Origin of the sequence: uncultured Roseobacter sp., from assembly GCF_947501835.1 — a bacterium.
GTDB lineage: Bacteria > Pseudomonadota > Alphaproteobacteria > Rhodobacterales > Rhodobacteraceae > Roseobacter.
This window is the reverse complement of record NZ_CANMXR010000006.1, coordinates 111,984-129,842: the sequence shown is the minus strand read 5'-3', so window position 1 is coordinate 129,842 and position 17,859 is coordinate 111,984. Positions and strand designations below refer to the sequence as shown.

Below are 17,859 nucleotides of genomic sequence, written 5' to 3'. Positions count from 1 at the left end.
ATCACCGACACCTACCATCTTGCCAGCCAACGTATGCAGATCGCCTCTGTGGACCTCAGTGGGAAGCGAGGTTTGCGGCGAAACGGCAAACCTGTTGCCAATCGCGTCACCGAAGAATGCGCCGCGCCCCAGGCAAGCAGGATACTCAAGATGGTAGTCAGGACTGCCGCAGCGGTTGCTTTCAGCAGCGGCATTCCAGTCCAATCCAGCCAGAGCCAACCAAGGAGCACAATGATTGTCTGATGAAAGAGATAGAAGGGCAGCGCAATTGGCACGAAGGCTTTCAGGATTGGAATTGGGCGGCTGAACAAGATCCTCCCGTAACCCAGCAGGGTCAGCAGCAGACACCATTCTGCGGCAAACCGGATCATATGGCGAATGGTGTGCGACGTTTCAATCATACCGAACCCACCGGCGTCCACTGGCAGGGTCGCAAACCAAAGTGCAACCAACCCCGCCGCCAAGAACAGCGCGATCTGCCGGATGTCGCAGATCGATGCCTCCACATCCGGATTGCGCCCGAGCCACCATCCGAAGAGCACCAGAAAACCGTAATGCGCATGGTTGGCCCAGTCCCAGACAAGGTTGTGCGTACTGGGGAAGGATGGGCGCAGCGCGGCCTCGATTCCAATCAGTATCAAGCCCGGCAGGAACAGCCGCCAAGGCGCTTTGTTCATCCACCGGGCAAGTCGCTGAGCAACAGCGGCATTGCCGAGAAAAACCAGCGGCAGGCAATAGGTGAAGAGGTAGGGCAGGAACCACAAGTGATGCCACGAGAAATTGGCCTCGGGATAACAGCAGCGAAAATAGGTAGTCATGAAAGGCCAAAGGCCACCTTCGTGGTCGATCGGGCTCATCCGAAGTGGCACATCGGGCGTGATCCGTTCCACCCAAACCTGCGGCGCAACCAACACCATAGTGCCGATCAGCAGTGGCACAATGAGCCGGGCGAAACGTTCTTTCAAAAATGGCACCCGACTGCGGCGCTCCAAGGCCCAAGCCGCGCTCATGCCTGCAAGCAGGAAAAGAAGCGACATTTGCGCGACATTGAGAGATCGGATCAGAAAGTCTGCGGCCCAGTATGGCGCGTTCATGTCTTTCATATGCCAGACCTCAGCATCAAAAAGCCGGGCTGTATGAAAGGGGACCAGAAGCAATACCACCACGGCGCGCAGCGTATCGACATCATTTCGACGCGGGGGACTGGACAGCGCGATCACTTTCAGGCACTCCTAAATAATGAGCGAATCATTCATTCATAATAAGCAGAAATTAAAAAAATCTTCAAGTCGCCGGGGGCCCCAGCGAAGCCCGGCCAAGCTTAAGGCCATCGCCCGCGCGGCGCGCCATGTGCTGGCGACCAACGGGCCGCGGTTGACCCAGGTCGCTGATGTCGCGCGCGCCGCTGATGTCGCGGCGGGGACGATTTATGTCTATGTCGCCGAGAAAGAGGCGCTGATCGAACTCGCGCTTCTCTATGCGGCGCGGTTCGATCTACCGGACGCTGGAAAGCCCGTGAAGTTCAGTGCGGCGCGGTTGAAGAAAGCTGCGACTCGCGCCCTTAACGAAAGACTGGATTGGCCGGCGCTGAAGGCCGCGCTGCACGCACCGCCGAGCCCTGACGTGCTGTCGGCAGTCTTGTCCGAAACCTATGACATGCTCAGGCGCGAGCACCAGCTTATCGCCTTGCTAGACAAGTGTTCCAAGGAGACTGCGATACTTGAACGGCTCTATACAAAGGGTCAGCGCAGATTGTTTTTCAGAGATTTCGAAGCCTGCATTGATCGTCTCGCCAGGTCAGGTCATGTCCGGCGTGATCTCGATATTCCTGCGGCTTCGCGCGCGGCACTAGAAATGCTGGTCTGGATGGCAATGCGCAGACCCGGCGACCCCGATCCACCACGCTGCGATGAAGAAGCTGCCCGCACCGCGAGCATTGGGCTTGCCATTGCCGGGCTGAAAAACTGAGGAAAAGCATGAAGGCAACGGACGCCGCCATGGCATACGTCTGGATATGCGGTGGGTTTAGCCAAGGCCGACACTACAAGAGACGAGATGATGGATGCCGACGCTCTTAACGTGAGGGGAGAGAGTGTCACATATCTTTATGAATGCCGGTCTTTTACCGAACCTCCCCGCACGTGGATGTGTACTGGCCGCCTCACAAAACACCGCAAGCAAGCACACACTCCATTAGATACGTGATACGCCGCCAATACGCTCCAGATTTGGCTTCAAGGCTTCTGGAAGGCTTATGCGATCACATACAATCCGCGAGGGCCGTTGAAAGATTCCCGATAAGTTGGGGGTAAAGCGCTGATCCTGGTTCCAGATCAGAGCCCAGAGGATCAAGTATCCCCGTTTTAGCGTCTGTCCCATCCAGGACTGTAGCCACGAGACCAGCGTTGAACTGTGGCTCTGCCAGAACGCAGTCGATGCTCTGCTCAGCGATCCGCGCTTGAATTTCGGCAATCCGTGCCGGGCTCGGATCGGACGCGTCGCTCAAAGAGATTGCACCGGCGGCGGGAAAGTCGAAATCCGTTTCAAAGTATTGGTAGGCGTCGTGAAAAACGATGAACTGTCCTTTGCGTACCGGCTCCAGAGTTGCCTTCACTTGGTCAATCAAGGTTTCGATCTCGGTACGGCCTGCGGCGGCATTCGCAAAATAGGCACCGGCATTGTCAGGGTCAGCGGCAGATAGCTGACCGGCAATCACATTCAGCCAGGTCATCGCATTTTTCGGTGAAAGCCATGCATGTGGATCATGCGCGCCGTGGTCATGTCCTTCGTGCCCGGCTACCTCATCTTCATGATCATGGTCGTCATGTCCGGCCTCTTCGCCTGCATGATCGCCGTGTTCTTTTTCATCGTGGTCATTATGCGCTTCGTCAGCGTGATCGTCATGGTCTTTGTGGTCGTCCTCATGGTCCGCGTGATCTTCATCACCATGCTCTTCGTGGTCATGGGCCTCGAACAATGCGTTTTCCCGGAACTCCAATTCAATCGTGCCGTCCGCTTCCAGCAATGCGGTCACGGCAGCATCTGGCGCCAGCGTTGCAATCGTATCCGTCAGCCATGGCGTCAGACCGGAGCCAATCCAAAATACCAGATCGGCGTCCTGCAGCGCCCTCGCTTCAGAGGGGCGCAGACTATATTCATGCGGGCTGGCACCCGGTTGAACGATCAGATCTGGCGTTCCGACACCCTCCATGACCCGTGCGACCAATGAGTGCACGGGAGCAATATCAACGGCGACCTGAGGCACCTCTGCAAAAGCGGCCCCTCCCATCAATGTGGCCGTCAGAGAGAGGGCAAGACGCTTTCTGGACATCGAAGTCTCCATGTGATTGTATAACATTTCGCACTGGATAGACAAAATGTGATAACATGACAAGTGACTCCAAAAACGGCGATACTGACGACGGCCCGCTTGGGTTTGCGCATCATGATCACGCGGCATGTGTGAGTGACACGCTTGCCGCGGCTGAGGCCCGATGTGCCGCTGAGGGGCTCCGCTTTACGCCTGTGCGTCGCAAGGTGTTGGAGATTTTGTTGCAGGAGCACCGCGCACTTGGGGCCTATGCGATTCTGGATCGACTACGGGAGGAAGGATTTGGATCACAGCCGCCCGTGGCTTATCGCGCGCTTGACTTTCTTGTCGTGAACGGGCTGGCCCACAAGATTGAGCGGCTGAATGCATTTATCGCCTGTGCCCATCCAAGTCACTCTCATGCGCCTGCGTTTATGATTTGCCGGTTATGCGATGCCGTCGCAGAAACGCAATCATCCCCAGCACGCGGGGCGTTGGGCGATGCCGCCCGCGCCACCGGCTTTCGTATAGAGCGCACGGTTGTTGAGGCCGAGGGCGTTTGCCCTGCCTGTGTCGATAAGGCCGACGCATGAGCCTTGTTCGGGCGGAAGACCTCAGCGTCCGTTATGGCACGCGGACCGTCTTGTCCCATGTATCGCTCTGTGTCGAACCCGGTGAAATCGTCACAATTGTCGGCCCGAACGGATCAGGCAAAACCAGCCTGTTGCGCGCGATTATCGGTGCGGTGAAGCCGTTCCGGGGCCAGGTCACGCGCGGCAGTGAGGTGAAAGTCGGCTACGTCCCGCAAAAGCTGCATATTGATGAAACGCTGCCAATTACCGTTTCGAGGTTCTTGAAGTTGCCAGGGGGCGTCGCAGCCGCAGACATCCAACAGGCGCTGACACAGGCAGGGGTGCCGGATCTGTCCGGTGCGCAGCTGTCGCAGCTATCTGGCGGACAGTTTCAGCGGGTATTGCTGGCACGTGCATTGATTGGAAAGCCTGATCTGTTGCTGCTGGATGAAGCGACGCAGGGGTTGGATCAGCGCGGCTCGGCCTCCTTTTACCAACAGATCGAGAGCGTGCGGCAGGATACAGGCTGCGCCGTCCTCATGATCAGCCATGAGCTACACGTGGTGATGAGCGCTTCTGACCGGGTGATTTGCCTCAACGGCCACGTTTGCTGTGAAGGCACACCGGCGGTTGTCGCATCCGCCCCGGAGTATCGCGCCCTGTTCGGGACCGGCACCGGCGGCGCATTGGCTCTCTACAGGCATGAACACGACCATGGGCATGATCATGGCGGTCACACCCACGACCACACTGAGGCCGCTGAGTAATGCTTGATGACTTTATGGTGCGTGCCGCTCTGGCCGGGATTGGCGTGGCAATAGCGGCCGCGCCTTTGGGATGTTTCGTGGTCTGGCGGCGCATGGCCTACTTTGGCGATGCTACTGCCCATGCCGCAATTCTGGGCGTTGCGCTGTCGCTAGCGTTTTCGATGTCGATCTTCATCGGGACGATGGCTGTCGCCTTGCTGATGGCGCTAACGGTCAGTGTCTTATCCGGTCGGGGGTACGCAATGGACACATTGCTGGGGGTGCTCGCACATTCGGCACTCGCCTTCGGGCTTGTCGCAGTGTCCTTCATCTCCGGCGTGCGGATCGACCTGATGGCCTATCTCTTCGGCGATATCCTGGCGGTCTCGCGCGGGGACCTCGCGGTCATATGGGGCGGCGCTGCCCTTGTCGTTGCTTTGGTCGGCTGGCGCTGGTCGGCGCTGTTGACCTCAACACTGAACGAAGATCTGGCCCATGCAAGCGGGATCGATCCCAAACGCGAACAACTCGTATTGACCCTGGCACTGGCCATCACCGTCGCGGTGGCGATTAAAGTCGTTGGGGTTCTGCTGATCGCCGCCATGCTGATCATTCCCGCAGCCGCTGCCCGCCCCCTGTCAAGGACCCCTGAGGGCATGGCCATCGCTGCGGGTGTCATCGGCACGCTGGCTGCTGTTACTGGTCTACGCGCGGCCTATGTGTTTGACACTCCAGCGGGGCCATCCATCGTCTGCGTCGCGGCATTGATTTTCCTCGCATCCAGCATGATCAAGAGTTTCAAACCCGCGCGGTAGAGCAGAGGCATAGCCCAGCCGATCTTCATCTGACTGCGGTTGCGTCACGCGTCGCCGGTACGGGCTTGCTCCTCGACAGCTTCCTCTTCGCTCAACTATTGATCTTGCGGAAAACCATTCATTCGGTCTCAAGCCGGTACTTCAGAAAATCAGCACCTGCATGCGTCGCCCGACCGACATACTCGGCCCCAAGCCGCTTCAAGGCGCTCAAATTTGTTCGGGACGGAGGCAGCAGGAAAGTTACGAAGGGGATACGTTCATCTTCTTGCGCGAAAGTGATCGCCTTAGCGGTAATGCGCATACCGAGACCGAAGAAGCTGGGCTTCAACACCAGGCCAAAGTCCCATTCGTCGCCTTCTTTCTGAAACCCTCCCCAGCCCGCATACGCGTCATCCACCAATATCGCCCAATGCCCCAGCCCGTCGCGGCGCCAATGCTGTTCCTTCATGGTTATAAATTCATTGGCTGCTGTCTCATCCCATGCCGATGTGAGAAGAGGCATGTGTTCGGCGACGCATGGGTCAGACATATGCGCGGCAATCTCGCGAGGCGATATTCTGTTCAACCGCGCAAAGACGATGTGTGGCTTCATACGTTTTGCCTTCATGGTGGTTTCCGTCATGTCACAAGCACGCAAGCGTTGAGCTTATTCGCATTCAGATCATGAAAATAAGCGCCATAGAACCTCTGATCTGCCCGGGCTCCCGGTGGTCTTGCATCCATCCCACTGGGTTCCAGGCATTTGGCGTGCAAAACACTCACGCCCTCTGTTGAGAGCCTCTTCAATACGACCATCGCCCCGTTTCCTGCGATCGCCAACTCGCCGTTAAAGGTTGTGCCACACAGAGTGCCACTTCATCCCGAGATTGGCCCCTAGCAGCCATCGATCCGCACCGCCAGAGAGGGCGAATGTTAGTGGATCCCAATAGCGCATCATAGAATTTTATCGCGATGAAAAGATCATTGGATCCCACGGTGGTGGTGCCAATCATGCAAGTGCCCCCTTGTTTCTGCGCGTGTTTGAAACGCTAGCGATGGCTTCAGACAATGCGTTGCTCCAATTCTCTGGGGTCTGAGACGTCAACCTCCCAAAAGCGAATAGCACCCTGCGGTAACTGAGCCAGAACACGATCCAGGTCACGTTGATTCACATGCCTGCGCAGAGCCCAGGCGGTGGCTTCGATGGCGTTGTCTGGGGTGAGATTATGATCTTTGCGAATGGCCTGCGCCTCGCGCGTGTGTTCTTCCACGCTGGCAAAGGAAACCTGGCGCGCTTCCGGATCCCAACGGTAGACAAAGATGGCGCGCAGGACGGATGGCAGGATGTCGGCAAAGGCGATCACCTGCTTGGGCGTCAAGCGCCGTCGGAAGACCTGAAACACAGCGTCGACGGCGGTGTAGGTACTGTTGTCGGACACAAGGCTCATCTGCTCCTTGGCATCCGATAGGAAGGACCTGAATTCCTTTGTCGCATGGTGATATGTCCAGGGCATCGGCATGCAGCGATCTCATCATTTTGTGTGACGCGGGTTCTGGGTGGCGGCGCGCACGAGTGCGCCCACATGCACTTTTATATTAGCTCCGGCGCTCGTTTTCCATGCGCGCTGCCCAGGCATCCGCAAGGTCGATCAGAATGGTTTTGAACTGTTGTTTCGCCATCACGACAAACAACCATCTTACCAAGGCATTTCCCTTCGGTTTGGCGGTAATTCTAATGTCGAATTCAGATCCCGATTGACGTGGCTCAACGCGCCATCGACCGGACAATTCTGCGAAGGGATAGGGGTAATCCTCTGCCTCTGTATGAATGACGAAGCCATAGGATTGTCCGGGCTCAAAAAGGTCGCATGTCTCCTCCCAGCTCTCGCCTTTTGGCCCGTAGCACCGGCGCTTCATGCCCAAACCCTCGCCTGACAGGACTTCGACTTTTGAGATGTTATCGGCGACCTCGGCATAAGCAGGGTGATCCGTCATCACGTCCCAAACGGCCTTGGTCGGCGCATTCACGGTGCGTTTGACCGTCGCAACGAGGTTTCCATCCTGTAGGCGTATATCGACCACGGGAATGGGCTTTTCTATTTTTGAACTTGCGGCGTGCTGCATCACAGCGAAAAAGGCTACAACCATCGCGACAAGGGTGACAACCGCGATCCCCGTGGTCGTGAAGATGTTTGCGAAGAATGCGACCAGAACGACGCTGCCCAAGACCCAAAGGCCGTCGAGCACAGCGATTTCAATGACCGCGCCCTTCGTGATGAACTTGTTCTTGGCCAGCAGATACAGCACCGCCGCGAAACCAAGCAAACCGACACCCAAGCTACGCAGTCCCAAAGGTGCCCAGTCGACGGGATTAGCGAATAAATGCGGCGCGAGCACCCCCGCGGCAAAAACCAAAACGACCCCGCATAGCGCGGAGTATTGGCTGTTGAGCTTTAGAAAAAGTCGCGCGGTTGATGTTGCGGTCATAATGGTTGCTCCTCACATGTGTGTTCGCGGCATCCATCTCACGCGTCCGGATTCATCTCAATTACGCCGGATGTAATAGAATGACGGGCTGCGAGATGCGATAACGGGGAATGACCTTCACAATGAACAGACCCCAGGACGGGTTCGGCGCTCTGCTGAAATCCTGGCGCAGCAGGCGACACATCAGCCAACTGGATTTGGCCATGGAGGCTGGCCTGTCGCAACGCCATATCAGCTTTCTTGAGACGGGCCGGTCAAAGCCCAGCCGCTACGCGGTGCGGCAGATATGCGAAGCCCTTGAGATGCCTGCTGCTGAGCACGACGTCATGTTGGTATCCGCGGGCTTTGCGCCACAGGGTGCTGATGCAAGCTGGAATGCCGAGGTACGGATGGCCGTGGACATCTCGATTGACCACGTGCTCAAAGGGCATGACCCCTATCCGGCGATCTCCATCGACCGCATTTGGACTCTGCAAAAGGCCAACAAGAGTGCGCTGAAGTTCTTTGCGGTCGCGGGGGGAACCGGTCAGCCGAATGTCCTCCTGGATGTCATGTCACCCGGGAGGCTGCGTGACAACATTGTGAACTGGGAGGGCGTCACAAGGTCATTGTTCCGGCTCCTAGACCTCGAGGTCGCACGCCGCCCGCATGACAGCGAAGGCAAAGCCTTGGTAGAGCAACTCAAGTCACTTCCCGGGTGGCCGACGCAATTGCGCACCGCCCGAGTGAGCATCCGGCCCCGGTGCTCTCTATCGAGTTCCTGATCGGTGGGGCGCGTTTGCGCCTGTTCTCGCTGATCGCGACCATAGGGATGAGCATGGATGCCATGCTTGATGATCTTCGGATCGAGACGCTGTTACCAGCTGATGAGGCAACACGTCGCTGGTTTGAGAGCTCCGACTGATATAGTTTTCGAGGGAGACGCCGACCGCTGAAGGACCGTTAGAACATCGCTTGGAACGCCAGGGGATTTCCCAGGCGGTCCGCAGCGAGATATCGTTAGCTTAGTTTTGCAAGCGGAATTGCTGGAGAATTGCGATTTCATCATTGCCTCAATGGTGCAAACATCGCCCTGCATGAATTTTTGCGGTACAGCGGCTGTCTGTAATGCGTCGTCAGATGGGGATCTCAAGCGTGGCTTTCTCCGTTGAGACCACAATAGAAGTCCTGAATTTGCGTACATTCTTGTCGGCAAAGAAGAAACGGTGGGTAAAGGCCTCGTAGTCTTCAATATCCTTGGCCATCACTATCATCAGAAAATCTGCATCCCCGGCGATGCAGTAGAAATGCGTAACCTGCTGATCGTGGCGGGCCTTCCGTTTGAATGCGTCAATATGGTCAAGCCTATCTCGTTCCAATTCCACAGCAACAATTGCGGTCACACCCAGACCAACCTTCTTGGGATCAAGAACCGCAACTTCCTGCTGAATCACTTCGGTGTCGCGTAGCGCTTTCAAGCGTCGCTGCACGGATGCGGTAGAAATCCCGGATTTTTCCGATAGTTCTTGAATCGAGAGCTTCACATTTTGCTGTACGGCTCTGAGCAAATTCTTGTCAATCGCATCCATGATGTGTACGTATCACATTTGCTTATTTTTCGATCCAACCCGATCATAAATACATCATATTGTCACTATTTCATATTGCCAGAGCTGTCTATCTTCGGCTTCATGAAACACGGGGCGATCGCAATCATTCCGCTTGCCGCCGGGGCCGCGATCTATGGCTTCGCATTTGGCTTGCTGGCAGCCCAGGTAGGCTTCTCCTGGTGGAGCATTGGTTTGATGAGCGCGGCGGTTCACGCCGGTTCGTCGCAGATCGTCGCCGTCGAACAATATGCCGATGCATCAGCGGTGTTTGGAGCTGCGCTTGCCGGCGCTGCCCTCAACCTGCGTTATATTGGGATCGTTGCATCCTTGTCGGATGTTCTAGCCTCTCTGCCCCTTCGGGCAAAGCTGATCGCGATCCATATCACCGGTGATGAGAATTGGGCGCTCACGATGTCAGAACGGGTGAAGTCAAAAGATATCGGAGCGTCGTTCCTGATCGGATCAGGTCTGGTCATGATCAGTGTCTGGACAGTTTCCACAGCCTCCGGTGCCTTGGTCGGGATGCTCCTACCCGATCTGGAAAGGTTTGGTCTAGGATTTGCTTTCACCGCAGCCTTCATCGCCATGGCGAGAGGATTGTGGCCGGGGCAAGCAAATGCATTGCCGTGGGTGGTCGCGTTTGGCGCGGCAGTCACCGCGATAGCTTGTGGGCTTCCCAAGGCCTATGCCATTGTTGCCGGTACCTTGTGTGGGCTGCTTGCTGCACACCTGATCCGGCAGGCCAAGGGTGTTCTGCAATGACCAGTTCTCATTGGCTTCTCATTCTCGTTCTGGCCGTAGCCGCTTTTGCCATCAGGGTCACAGGACTTCTTGCGGGGAACAGGATAAAGGCTTCCCGACATGTATGGATGCTGGATGACCTGCCCGGTTTGATCATCGTCAGTCTAATTGCTGCATCCCTGGCGGGAGAACCCTTGCACATGTGGATGGCAGCAGCAGTTGCTCTTGGCGTGGCCATCGCAACAAACCACGTCATTGCGACAATGTGCCTTGGCGTGGCTGCATTTGTAGGGTTGTCACTAATATTGGGTTAGTAAGGTGTCTCAAACTCGTTTTGGGATCACCGGCGAAGCGCGTAGCATTTCGATAAAAAAAAGCAGCTGAAAGACATAAAGTTCGGTTCACGCGGCGCGACTGTAGTGCCGATGAAGAATGCAAGACACCTGATCATCTAGAAAACGTAAATCGTGACTTCGCTGCGTCTGATAGAATGTGTCGGGAACTGCGATCGGTTCGCTTCTGCCCGTGCGCGCGCATCAGTGAAGCATTGGCCAACACATCGAAAATGTTAACTCCTTGGTATTGATCGATCAAACGTTTCGCGCAGCAGTTTCGCGGCAGGATCGAGTACGGCTTGCGAAGACCAGGCGATGCCTACGTCCATGGTCGGAATCGCCTCAACCAGATCAATTTTTTCGACCCGCCGACCGTCGAGTGTCCAGGGGCGATAAACAACATCGCTCAGGATCGTCACGGCCTGACCCGAGGCCACAAGGCTGCGTACGGCTTCGATGGAGGTCGAGGTCAGCTTGATCTCCGGCTGGCCTGTTTGATCTGTCCAATATGCCAACCCCTGTTTCTCGGCATCGTCGGATCGCAGCACCGCGTAGGGATATTGCGCCACGTCCGCGAGAGATACGTTTTTCTGTCCGGTCAGCGGATGGTCGAGACTTGTCCAGAGCCTGCGGTGCGACCGGTGCAGGGTTTTGCTCTTCAGACCAAACCCGCCAGTCAGGTTCGATGTCAGAACCAACGCCAGATCGAGCTGACCTTTAACCAGCGCCTGCTCAAGTGTCTCGCGGGTTTCTTCGACAAGCTGAACCTCGATCTGGGGGTGCTGGCGCGCAAAATGTTCGATAACCGGAAAGGCAAAGTAGCTGGACAGCGTCCAACTCATCCCGAGGCGGACTTTACCCGTGGCCTGATCGCTTCCGGTCTCTACGCTCTTGACGGCTGCTTCGAAGGACGCAGCGATGTCGTGTGCATGGTGCCGGAATTGCTGCCCGGCTTTGGTCAACCTTAAGCCGGTTGGCAAGCGCTCGAACAAATCCGTTCCAAGCATACATTCCATATCCTTTATCGAAAGGGACACCGCTGACTGTGAGACATTTAAAGCGCGCGCCGCCGCCGAAACCTGCCCTGCATCGACAACAGCCAAGAAGTATCTGACCTGCCGATGTGTGAGCATATGAGTATTTCCAATACAGCCTATTAAGATTCTGAGTTTTCAATTTAAATATCAGTATGTCAATCTGTCGGCAGATGTCGGGAGACAAGCCATGAAGCATCAAAAGATTGAACCCCACCTGTCAGACATGCCGGTTCCCGGGATGGCCAATGAGGAGATCGAAGCAATTGTCTTCAGAAACCTCGACCTGAAGGAAAGGGCGCGGGGCGAAAGGCAAGAGGGCAGCGTCATCATCCTTCAATACCCTGATAGTCGAACCCTCTGGCAGCGCGCGGCAGCCTGGTGGCATCTGCGATCTCGCTCTTCTCAGCATAGAGTACAGGACAAAACCGTCACGCGTGTCTCGGAGCCGGTGTGGCAAGGTCATTGGGCTACGACGAAATATCTCTGAAGTTCCGAAACGGTCAATCATAGCAATGGGAACAAAGTCGGCTGCGTCCCGCTCAGCGGCCGGCCCCTCTAACGGCAACAGAAACTCGCCCACCCCAAAGCCGTCATTCCCTGCGAACGCAGTGAACGACGTAGGAGGGCCCATCCCTGCCCGAGCATGATGTGCTAGACTCGTCAAATGTTCGCGACAAATCAGTACAGTTTTCGCAAAGCGGCCCTGAATGATCTCGCTTTGCTCGCAGCATGGCAGTCGAACCCACATGTTCGCGAATGGTGGGACTCAGATGAGCCGTATGACGAAGCGAGTTTGGCCGATCCGCGGGTGACTCGCTGGATCGTTTCAATCGCAGAACGGCCCTTTGCGTTTATGCAGGACTATACAGTGCATGGATGGAAAGAGCACCATTTCGCCAGTCTGCCCAAAGGGTCGCGGGGAATCGATCAATACATCGGAGATCCCGAAATGGTCGGCGTTGGGCATGGATCAGCGTTTATCGGCATGAGAATGCAAACACTTTTCGATAACGGCGCGCCCGTCATCGCGACCGATCCGCATCCAGAAAATGAACGCGCGATAGCGGTCTACAAGAAATTGGGCTTCGAACCGCTGGGACCGACCCAGCAGACCAGATGGGGTTTGATCTTGCCCATGGCTGCGAGGCGTTAGGCTGAACCGATGCAACGACAGCTCCATCTGGCGAGCCAACCGTCAGACTACCGCGCGGCGTGGGTCGAGAGCGCGCCGTTCTCAACCGACGCTACGCAAAACACGAATGACGGGTTTCGGTTTGTCCCATATTCTGTCTTGGGACTATCGGAGGCCTCGCAATGATCACCCTTGAGTTCGCTCGCACCATGGCGCGCTACAATCGTTGGCAAAACCGTTCTTTGGTGACCGCCGCCGACAGCCTTTCTGATGAAGAAAGGTGGAAAAATCGCGGGGCATTCTTTGGATCGATTGCACAGACCTTGAACCATATCCTTTGGGACGACCGCATCTGGTTGGCGAGGCTTCGTCGCGACAGAGACAATGAAGCAAGGATAGGTGTTCACCATCCATACACCGACGACCCAAACGATTGGTCAGTCTTTGTTGCTGATCGTGCCGCATTGGATGATGAAATCGTAGTTTGGGCAAACGCACTGACCGATGCAGAACTGACAAGCGATGTGTCATGGATGAGAGGCGACGAGGACGTCGTCACCAATTTTGGCTTCAACTTGGCCCATATGATCAATCATCAAACGCACCACCGGGGGCAAGTGCATGCCATGCTGACAGCAGCGGGGGTGCACCCCGAGGCAACAGACCTGCAAATGCTGAAGATCATTGAAGGCGAAAGCCCTAGCTGAGCTTAACCTGACAACTAAAGCACAAAGCAGTCCTTCAAACGCGATGCATCATTCCAGTCACCATTGGCAAATGGGGCCATTAGTCCCCACCCGAGCGCAGTTGCTGACTTCTCGGCAAGGGCGAGCGAAAGTCCACAACAGCTTTGGATGCAATCGTGAATGTTAAAGGCACGGGTGTCTTCAAGCCAGATACCCGTGCATGTTATCTTTTCGAAAGCTTTTTGCAATCTGACGGGACTGAAGTCCTTTTGCCTTATCAAAGGGTTGGGACACCATTGCTGCCAAGGCGTATCGGTTCAAAGTGCTATGGGTAAATCGAAGTCAAAACCCGATTGACCGCATGCTGGTAGTACGCGACCACATCAAACGTGAGCTAAAAGAAGCAAGAACCCTGCTGAAGGCCCGTAACTCGTACCACCTAGATGTACGAATATAAGGGAGTTGGCATTTCTCCCAGACACGAGTGGATTACAACGAATGAAGTACCCAGAATTGGCAGTCCAAATTTGCACAAGATCGGGCCTCATCTATTGGCAAGGGCGGAGACCGCGCCCATCATTGCTGCGGGAGTATCGGTATTGCAGGAGGCGAACCAATGAGAGTCATGTGCCTGAATGGCTGGGGCGGCAAGCTCTATCAGGAGCTTCTGCCCTACGTTTCCCGGATGGCGCCCGATATCCTCTGCCTGCAGGAAGTCGTTCATAGTCCAGCCACGAATTTAGACTGGCTGACTTACCGGGATGGCGACCATATTCTTCCTCAGAGAGCCAACTTCTTTCGCGATGTCTGCCGCGCCCTACCTGATCATGTCCCGACCTTTTGCCCAGCCGCCCAAGGCGTCTTGTGGGACGAGGAAACGGAAGTTCCTTCGCAATGGGGCCTTGCCACATTCGTTCATCAGTCCTTGCCGGTGATTGGTCAGGTGCAGGGTTTCGTGCACAAAGATTTTTCGCCGGTTGGCTATGGCAATCACCCCAGATCCCGCAGCGCACATGGAGTTCGGGTCTTCGACTATAGGTCTAATCGTGCCGTCAGCATCACACATATGCATGGTCTTCGGGACTTGAACGGTAAGATGGACACACCAGAACGCACAGCGCAGGCGCGTCGGCTGATCGCGCTTTCGGATGCCGTATCGGAACAGGGCGATCTCCGCATCATCTGTGGCGACTTTAACGTGGAACCGGACAGCGAAACGTTGAATATACTCAAAGGCGCCGGTCTGATCGAAATGGTCACATCGCGCGGTTTCGAAAGCACCCGGAATACGCAATATAAAAAGCCAGGCAGGTTTGCCGACTATCTGCTCGTGAGCGACGTGGAGGCCGTGAAGACGTTCGACGTCATCCATGATCCAGAGGTTTCGGACCACTGCCCGCTGATCCTTGAGCTATGATGCAGCCCTCAAAAGAGAGGTATCAATGGACCATCTGAAACCTTTCGCACCCCGCACCGTCCGACCGTTGAGCTTGGCGCAGGATCGCGGTTGGCGTCTAAAGCGTTATGCAATTGTTGCTGACGGCAGAGCCTTTGCCGAGGGCGTTGTTTCAGCAGCGACCGAGGAGGCAATGCGCCGACTTCCTGATGCCGGGCCTCTTGAGAACTCTGCCGGAAACCATGGCATCGGCTTCCAGATCATCCACTTCGCAGAGGTCGCCGTCGTCTCACCTGTATTCTACTGGCAATGGGGCAGCGTTCTGGCGCAAATGGGCCAAATGCGAGCAGGCTATGACGATCCAACGACCTTCAAGGATGGCGTTCAGGAGGTCGTGGGCTGCATCTGGGAGCTCAATATCGTCAAGTATGAGACTTGGGCGTGGCAGACAATCATGCTTGGTGCGGAGGGCGGCAACCAAGAAACTCTGACGGCCTACCTCGGAGAACTGGCGGGGTCACCGCGCACCTAGCTATTTGGCCTTTCGAAAATCAAACCCTCTCCGCCGTCGAAGCTTCCCGATACTACTTGATCAAAGCCCACGTCGCGGATGAAACGACACGACGTTTCATACTTTGGTACGGCCGTCATGTGATTTGCACGGCCGTCACAACGACTTCGATCAAACTCCCCTCGCCGAGATCCGCGCCTACACACGCTCTCTGAGGCCAGTTCTCTGGCGGACCAATCCACTCCTCCCAGACAGTGTCCATCTTGGGTTTCATCGACATATCGCAAAGATAAACCGTCGCCTGCAGGATGGCACTCTTGTCGCTGCCGGCGTCGACAAGGTGCTTGTCTAGGAAAGCGAGAGTATTTTTGGTCTGATCGACAATGTCGGCTGCCATATCCGGGTCATAAGCAACTGCGAATACAAGACCGGAAAAGATCGAAACTGTGCTGCGACCTTTGGCCGGGCCGTGAATTCGCTGGATGTTACTCGGTACCATGTGCGTTTGGCTTGCCCATTTGAGATCACTGTTACTCTCAGACCTTCGATCAACCTTATCTGATGATCAAGAATGAAACGCTGATGGAAAAGTCTTGCGCGTCGAACGTGCTGACGATTTACCGATTGGTTTCTAGCTCCTCCGCTCGATTCAAGTTGAAGGGTACATCATAGTGGAAACGGGACATGGGCGCGCCACCTACACCCCGCCACCTTTGTGGAGATCGCGGAGACATTGCCCTTCAGAAGATGAAACTGTTCTCGTCAAGGTCGGCGATGTCCACACCTGTCAGAATAATCGTCAGGTCTCTACCGTCGTCGATCTCCGCACCCTGATCGCCCTGCACGAGGTGATTGGCCTGCAGGTCGGCAAAGCTTGTGATCGCGGTAACATCCGACAGATCGATCTTTTCGTTTGTATCAAATGGGTTGAAGTCGGTGATCTCATCACGGCCATCCCCATCACGAAAGATGAAGGTGTCGGCGGATGTCCCGCCGCTGAGGCTGTCATTTCCGGTACCGCCGTCGAGCGTGTCACGTTGCCCAAAGCCCTGCAGCCTGTCGTTGCCCGCCCCGCCGCGCAGGATATCATTCCCGCGATTGCCGATCACGCGATCGTCACCCGCGCCACCGTCGAGCGTATCATCACCGTTCTCACCGCTCATCGTATCATCGCCATCAAGTCCAAAGATCACGTCATCATCGCGCGTGCCGGTTAGCGTGTCATTGCCACCGGTGCCGACGATCGCGCCATCGGGCAGGTCGCCATCCACACTTACGATGGTGGTATGGATGGTATTGAAGATGGTGAAGGAGACCGCGACATTGCCGTTCGACAGGAGCGTCGCGTCGATCTCTTCGGGGAAGGTGGAAGGGAACACAGTGAAAATCTCACCGACCGCACCCCCCTGGTCATCGTATCGCTGCCCCTTGATTCCGCCCCCGGAGGTGTCGTCGTCGAAGAAGATGATGAAACCGCCGTCCTGCAGCGCCGCAATCGCGGGCTCGTTGTTGTTGTCCGTGGTTCCACTCTTACTGCCCACGAATGTGACGGACGCGCTGAGGGGGTTGCCGCTTGCGTCGAACATCTTGAAAACGACGTCCGTGTCCGCATCCCGCTCGGTCCAGGCGATGACAAACCCGCCGCCTTTCAACGCCTGCACCGTCCCTTCATTGTTCCGGTCGTCAGCGTTACCGCCGACAAGGCCGCTCTTCACCACATTGCTACTGAGCCCGATGATCCTGAATTCGAGATCGCCGTCTCTATTGTCCCGGGCATCCCGATCAAGCAGCAGAACCTGGGTGCCATTTTCCAATGTGGTCGATTCAAGCTCGCCGTTGCGGGTGCCGCGAAAGCCCGTCCTTTCAACAAGTTCAACGCCCTGAATATCGGAGTCCTGAAAAATTCTATCAGCGCCAAAATCGCTTGCGAGACTGTGCGCCATCCACCCGTCGTCCCCCCGCTCTGTCAGCGCAAAATCAAAATTTCTGGTTCCGGTTCCCGAGGCATCCTCACTTTCTCCTGGCAGGAAGGTGGCCGTTCCGGACCCATTGACCTGAAAAACACCGAGGAAAGGGTCGTCATTGTTGGGATTAGCTCCACGGCGGCTGTCCTGATCCGCCAGGATCGCAACGCGACCCTCGGGCAGCGCGACGATGTCGAAGTTTTCGGTATCCGTTTCCTTTGGAAACTCGAACAGCATTTCGCCGCCGATCTTGTTGCCAAGGGCATCGAACTGCTGGCCGTGGATAAAGAACCCGTCCTTGTCAGGGTCACCGCCCCGCTCGGAGATGTAGGTCACAAGGATGTTGCCGTTCGACAATTCAACGACTTTCGACTTGGCCACGATAGCGGTCGTATTGGTCAGGATAGGGGCGACGAGAACTTGGGGGGTGGTCATTTGAAATTTCCTTTTTGCGTTGCAGGAGTATGGCGCGGTCACGGGGGTCTGCCGGTGGGTTGACCGTTCTGCGCGCTGTTTAAGGGGCGGCCGTTGTCACGACCGTTGTCCGAAGCAGTGGTCC

At 56.1% G+C, this 17,859-nt stretch carries 21 protein-coding genes; 12 read left to right on the top strand and 9 right to left on the bottom strand.

The window, feature by feature from the left end; genetic code table 11:
• Positions 1-11: 11 nt before the first annotated feature.
• Positions 12-1,220, bottom strand: a complete 1,209-nt coding sequence (locus tag Q1A20_RS13950) for an acyltransferase family protein (protein WP_299401970.1) — start codon at positions 1,218-1,220, stop codon at positions 12-14.
• Between the two features lie 19 nt (positions 1,221-1,239).
• Between Q1A20_RS13950 and Q1A20_RS13945 the strand changes: the two genes are divergently transcribed.
• The gene (locus Q1A20_RS13945) at positions 1,240-1,968 is read left to right on the top strand and encodes a TetR family transcriptional regulator (RefSeq protein WP_299401969.1); all 729 of its coding nucleotides are present in this window, start codon (positions 1,240-1,242) and stop codon (positions 1,966-1,968) included.
• A 292-nt stretch (positions 1,969-2,260) separates the two neighbouring features.
• Here Q1A20_RS13945 and Q1A20_RS13940 read toward each other — a convergent pair whose 3' ends face one another.
• Positions 2,261-3,331 (bottom strand): zinc ABC transporter substrate-binding protein, encoded by a 1,071-nt coding sequence (locus Q1A20_RS13940; RefSeq protein WP_299401968.1) that lies wholly within the window; start codon positions 3,329-3,331, stop codon positions 2,261-2,263.
• Positions 3,332-3,387: 56 nt separating this feature from the next.
• Between Q1A20_RS13940 and Q1A20_RS13935 the strand changes: the two genes are divergently transcribed.
• Genes Q1A20_RS13935 through Q1A20_RS13925 form a run of 3 tightly spaced genes read left to right on the top strand, consistent with a single transcriptional unit; the run spans position 3,388 to position 5,443 of the window.
• Positions 3,388-3,903: a Fur family transcriptional regulator gene (locus Q1A20_RS13935; RefSeq protein WP_299401967.1), complete on the top strand. Its 516-nt coding sequence runs from the start codon at positions 3,388-3,390 to the stop codon at positions 3,901-3,903.
• Entirely contained in the window at positions 3,900-4,649 is a 750-nt protein-coding gene (locus tag Q1A20_RS13930) for a metal ABC transporter ATP-binding protein (RefSeq protein WP_299917172.1), read from the top strand. Before Q1A20_RS13935 ends, Q1A20_RS13930 begins: the two co-directional genes overlap by 4 nt.
• Entirely contained in the window at positions 4,649-5,443 is a 795-nt protein-coding gene (locus Q1A20_RS13925; protein WP_299401965.1) for a metal ABC transporter permease, read from the top strand. Before Q1A20_RS13930 ends, Q1A20_RS13925 begins: the two co-directional genes overlap by 1 nt.
• 118 nt (positions 5,444-5,561) lie before the next feature.
• On the opposite strand, the gene Q1A20_RS13920 is transcribed toward Q1A20_RS13925, so the two are convergent.
• The 3 genes from Q1A20_RS13920 to Q1A20_RS13910 all read right to left on the bottom strand — a co-directional run bounded on the left by Q1A20_RS13920 (position 5,562) and on the right by Q1A20_RS13910 (position 7,909).
• Positions 5,562-6,050 (bottom strand): GNAT family N-acetyltransferase, encoded by a 489-nt coding sequence (locus tag Q1A20_RS13920; RefSeq protein WP_299917170.1) that lies wholly within the window; start codon positions 6,048-6,050, stop codon positions 5,562-5,564.
• A gap of 433 nt (positions 6,051-6,483) precedes the next feature.
• Positions 6,484-6,942: a DUF2267 domain-containing protein gene (locus tag Q1A20_RS13915; RefSeq protein ID WP_299917169.1), complete on the bottom strand. Its 459-nt coding sequence runs from the start codon at positions 6,940-6,942 to the stop codon at positions 6,484-6,486.
• A 76-nt stretch (positions 6,943-7,018) separates the two neighbouring features.
• On the bottom strand, positions 7,019-7,909 hold the full coding sequence (locus tag Q1A20_RS13910; protein ID WP_299917168.1) for an SRPBCC family protein: 891 nt from the start codon (positions 7,907-7,909) through the stop codon (positions 7,019-7,021).
• Between the two features lie 122 nt (positions 7,910-8,031).
• Here Q1A20_RS13910 and Q1A20_RS13905 point away from each other — a divergent pair, with 122 nt between their 5' ends.
• The gene (locus Q1A20_RS13905; RefSeq protein ID WP_299917167.1) at positions 8,032-8,673 is read left to right on the top strand and encodes a helix-turn-helix domain-containing protein; all 642 of its coding nucleotides are present in this window, start codon (positions 8,032-8,034) and stop codon (positions 8,671-8,673) included.
• 351 nt (positions 8,674-9,024) lie between these two features.
• Here the strand turns inward: Q1A20_RS13905 and Q1A20_RS13900 are convergent, their stop codons facing one another.
• Complete coding sequence (locus Q1A20_RS13900) at positions 9,025-9,477, bottom strand: Lrp/AsnC family transcriptional regulator (protein ID WP_299917166.1); 453 nt, start codon at positions 9,475-9,477, stop codon at positions 9,025-9,027.
• On the opposite strand from Q1A20_RS13900, the gene Q1A20_RS13895 reads away from it, so the two are divergent.
• Both Q1A20_RS13895 and Q1A20_RS13890 read left to right on the top strand, forming a co-directional pair.
• Positions 9,436-10,260 carry an AzlC family ABC transporter permease gene (locus Q1A20_RS13895; protein ID WP_299917165.1) on the top strand — a complete coding sequence of 275 codons (825 nt, stop codon included), beginning with the start codon at positions 9,436-9,438 and terminating at the stop codon, positions 10,258-10,260. The genes Q1A20_RS13900 and Q1A20_RS13895 overlap by 42 nt on opposite strands.
• Complete coding sequence (locus tag Q1A20_RS13890; RefSeq protein WP_299401958.1) at positions 10,257-10,553, top strand: AzlD domain-containing protein; 297 nt, start codon at positions 10,257-10,259, stop codon at positions 10,551-10,553. Before Q1A20_RS13895 ends, Q1A20_RS13890 begins: the two co-directional genes overlap by 4 nt.
• Before the next feature lie 254 nt (positions 10,554-10,807).
• On the opposite strand, the gene Q1A20_RS13885 is transcribed toward Q1A20_RS13890, so the two are convergent.
• Positions 10,808-11,707, bottom strand: coding sequence for a LysR family transcriptional regulator (locus Q1A20_RS13885; RefSeq protein ID WP_299401957.1), 900 nt, complete (start codon positions 11,705-11,707; stop codon positions 10,808-10,810).
• A gap of 91 nt (positions 11,708-11,798) precedes the next feature.
• Here Q1A20_RS13885 and Q1A20_RS13880 point away from each other — a divergent pair, with 91 nt between their 5' ends.
• The 5 genes from Q1A20_RS13880 (at position 11,799) to Q1A20_RS13860 (ending at position 15,357) form a co-directional block, all read left to right on the top strand.
• Positions 11,799-12,098: a hypothetical protein gene (locus Q1A20_RS13880; RefSeq protein ID WP_299401956.1), complete on the top strand. Its 300-nt coding sequence runs from the start codon at positions 11,799-11,801 to the stop codon at positions 12,096-12,098.
• Between the two features lie 177 nt (positions 12,099-12,275).
• Positions 12,276-12,764, top strand: coding sequence for a GNAT family N-acetyltransferase (locus Q1A20_RS13875; RefSeq protein WP_299401955.1), 489 nt, complete (start codon positions 12,276-12,278; stop codon positions 12,762-12,764).
• 161 nt (positions 12,765-12,925) lie between these two features.
• A complete protein-coding gene (locus Q1A20_RS13870; protein ID WP_299401954.1) occupies positions 12,926-13,450 on the top strand; it encodes a DinB family protein in 525 nt (174 codons plus the stop codon).
• A 604-nt stretch (positions 13,451-14,054) separates the two neighbouring features.
• A complete protein-coding gene (locus tag Q1A20_RS13865) occupies positions 14,055-14,846 on the top strand; it encodes an endonuclease/exonuclease/phosphatase family protein (protein ID WP_299401953.1) in 792 nt (263 codons plus the stop codon).
• A 25-nt stretch (positions 14,847-14,871) separates the two neighbouring features.
• Complete coding sequence (locus Q1A20_RS13860; RefSeq protein WP_299401952.1) at positions 14,872-15,357, top strand: hypothetical protein; 486 nt, start codon at positions 14,872-14,874, stop codon at positions 15,355-15,357.
• Positions 15,358-15,472: 115 nt separating this feature from the next.
• On the opposite strand, the gene Q1A20_RS13855 is transcribed toward Q1A20_RS13860, so the two are convergent.
• Together Q1A20_RS13855 and Q1A20_RS13850 are read right to left on the bottom strand one after the other, a co-directional pair.
• Entirely contained in the window at positions 15,473-15,835 is a 363-nt protein-coding gene (locus tag Q1A20_RS13855; protein WP_299401951.1) for a RidA family protein, read from the bottom strand.
• A 241-nt stretch (positions 15,836-16,076) separates the two neighbouring features.
• Positions 16,077-17,735: a hypothetical protein gene (locus Q1A20_RS13850; RefSeq protein ID WP_299401950.1), complete on the bottom strand. Its 1,659-nt coding sequence runs from the start codon at positions 17,733-17,735 to the stop codon at positions 16,077-16,079.
• Positions 17,736-17,859: the final 124 nt, after the last annotated feature.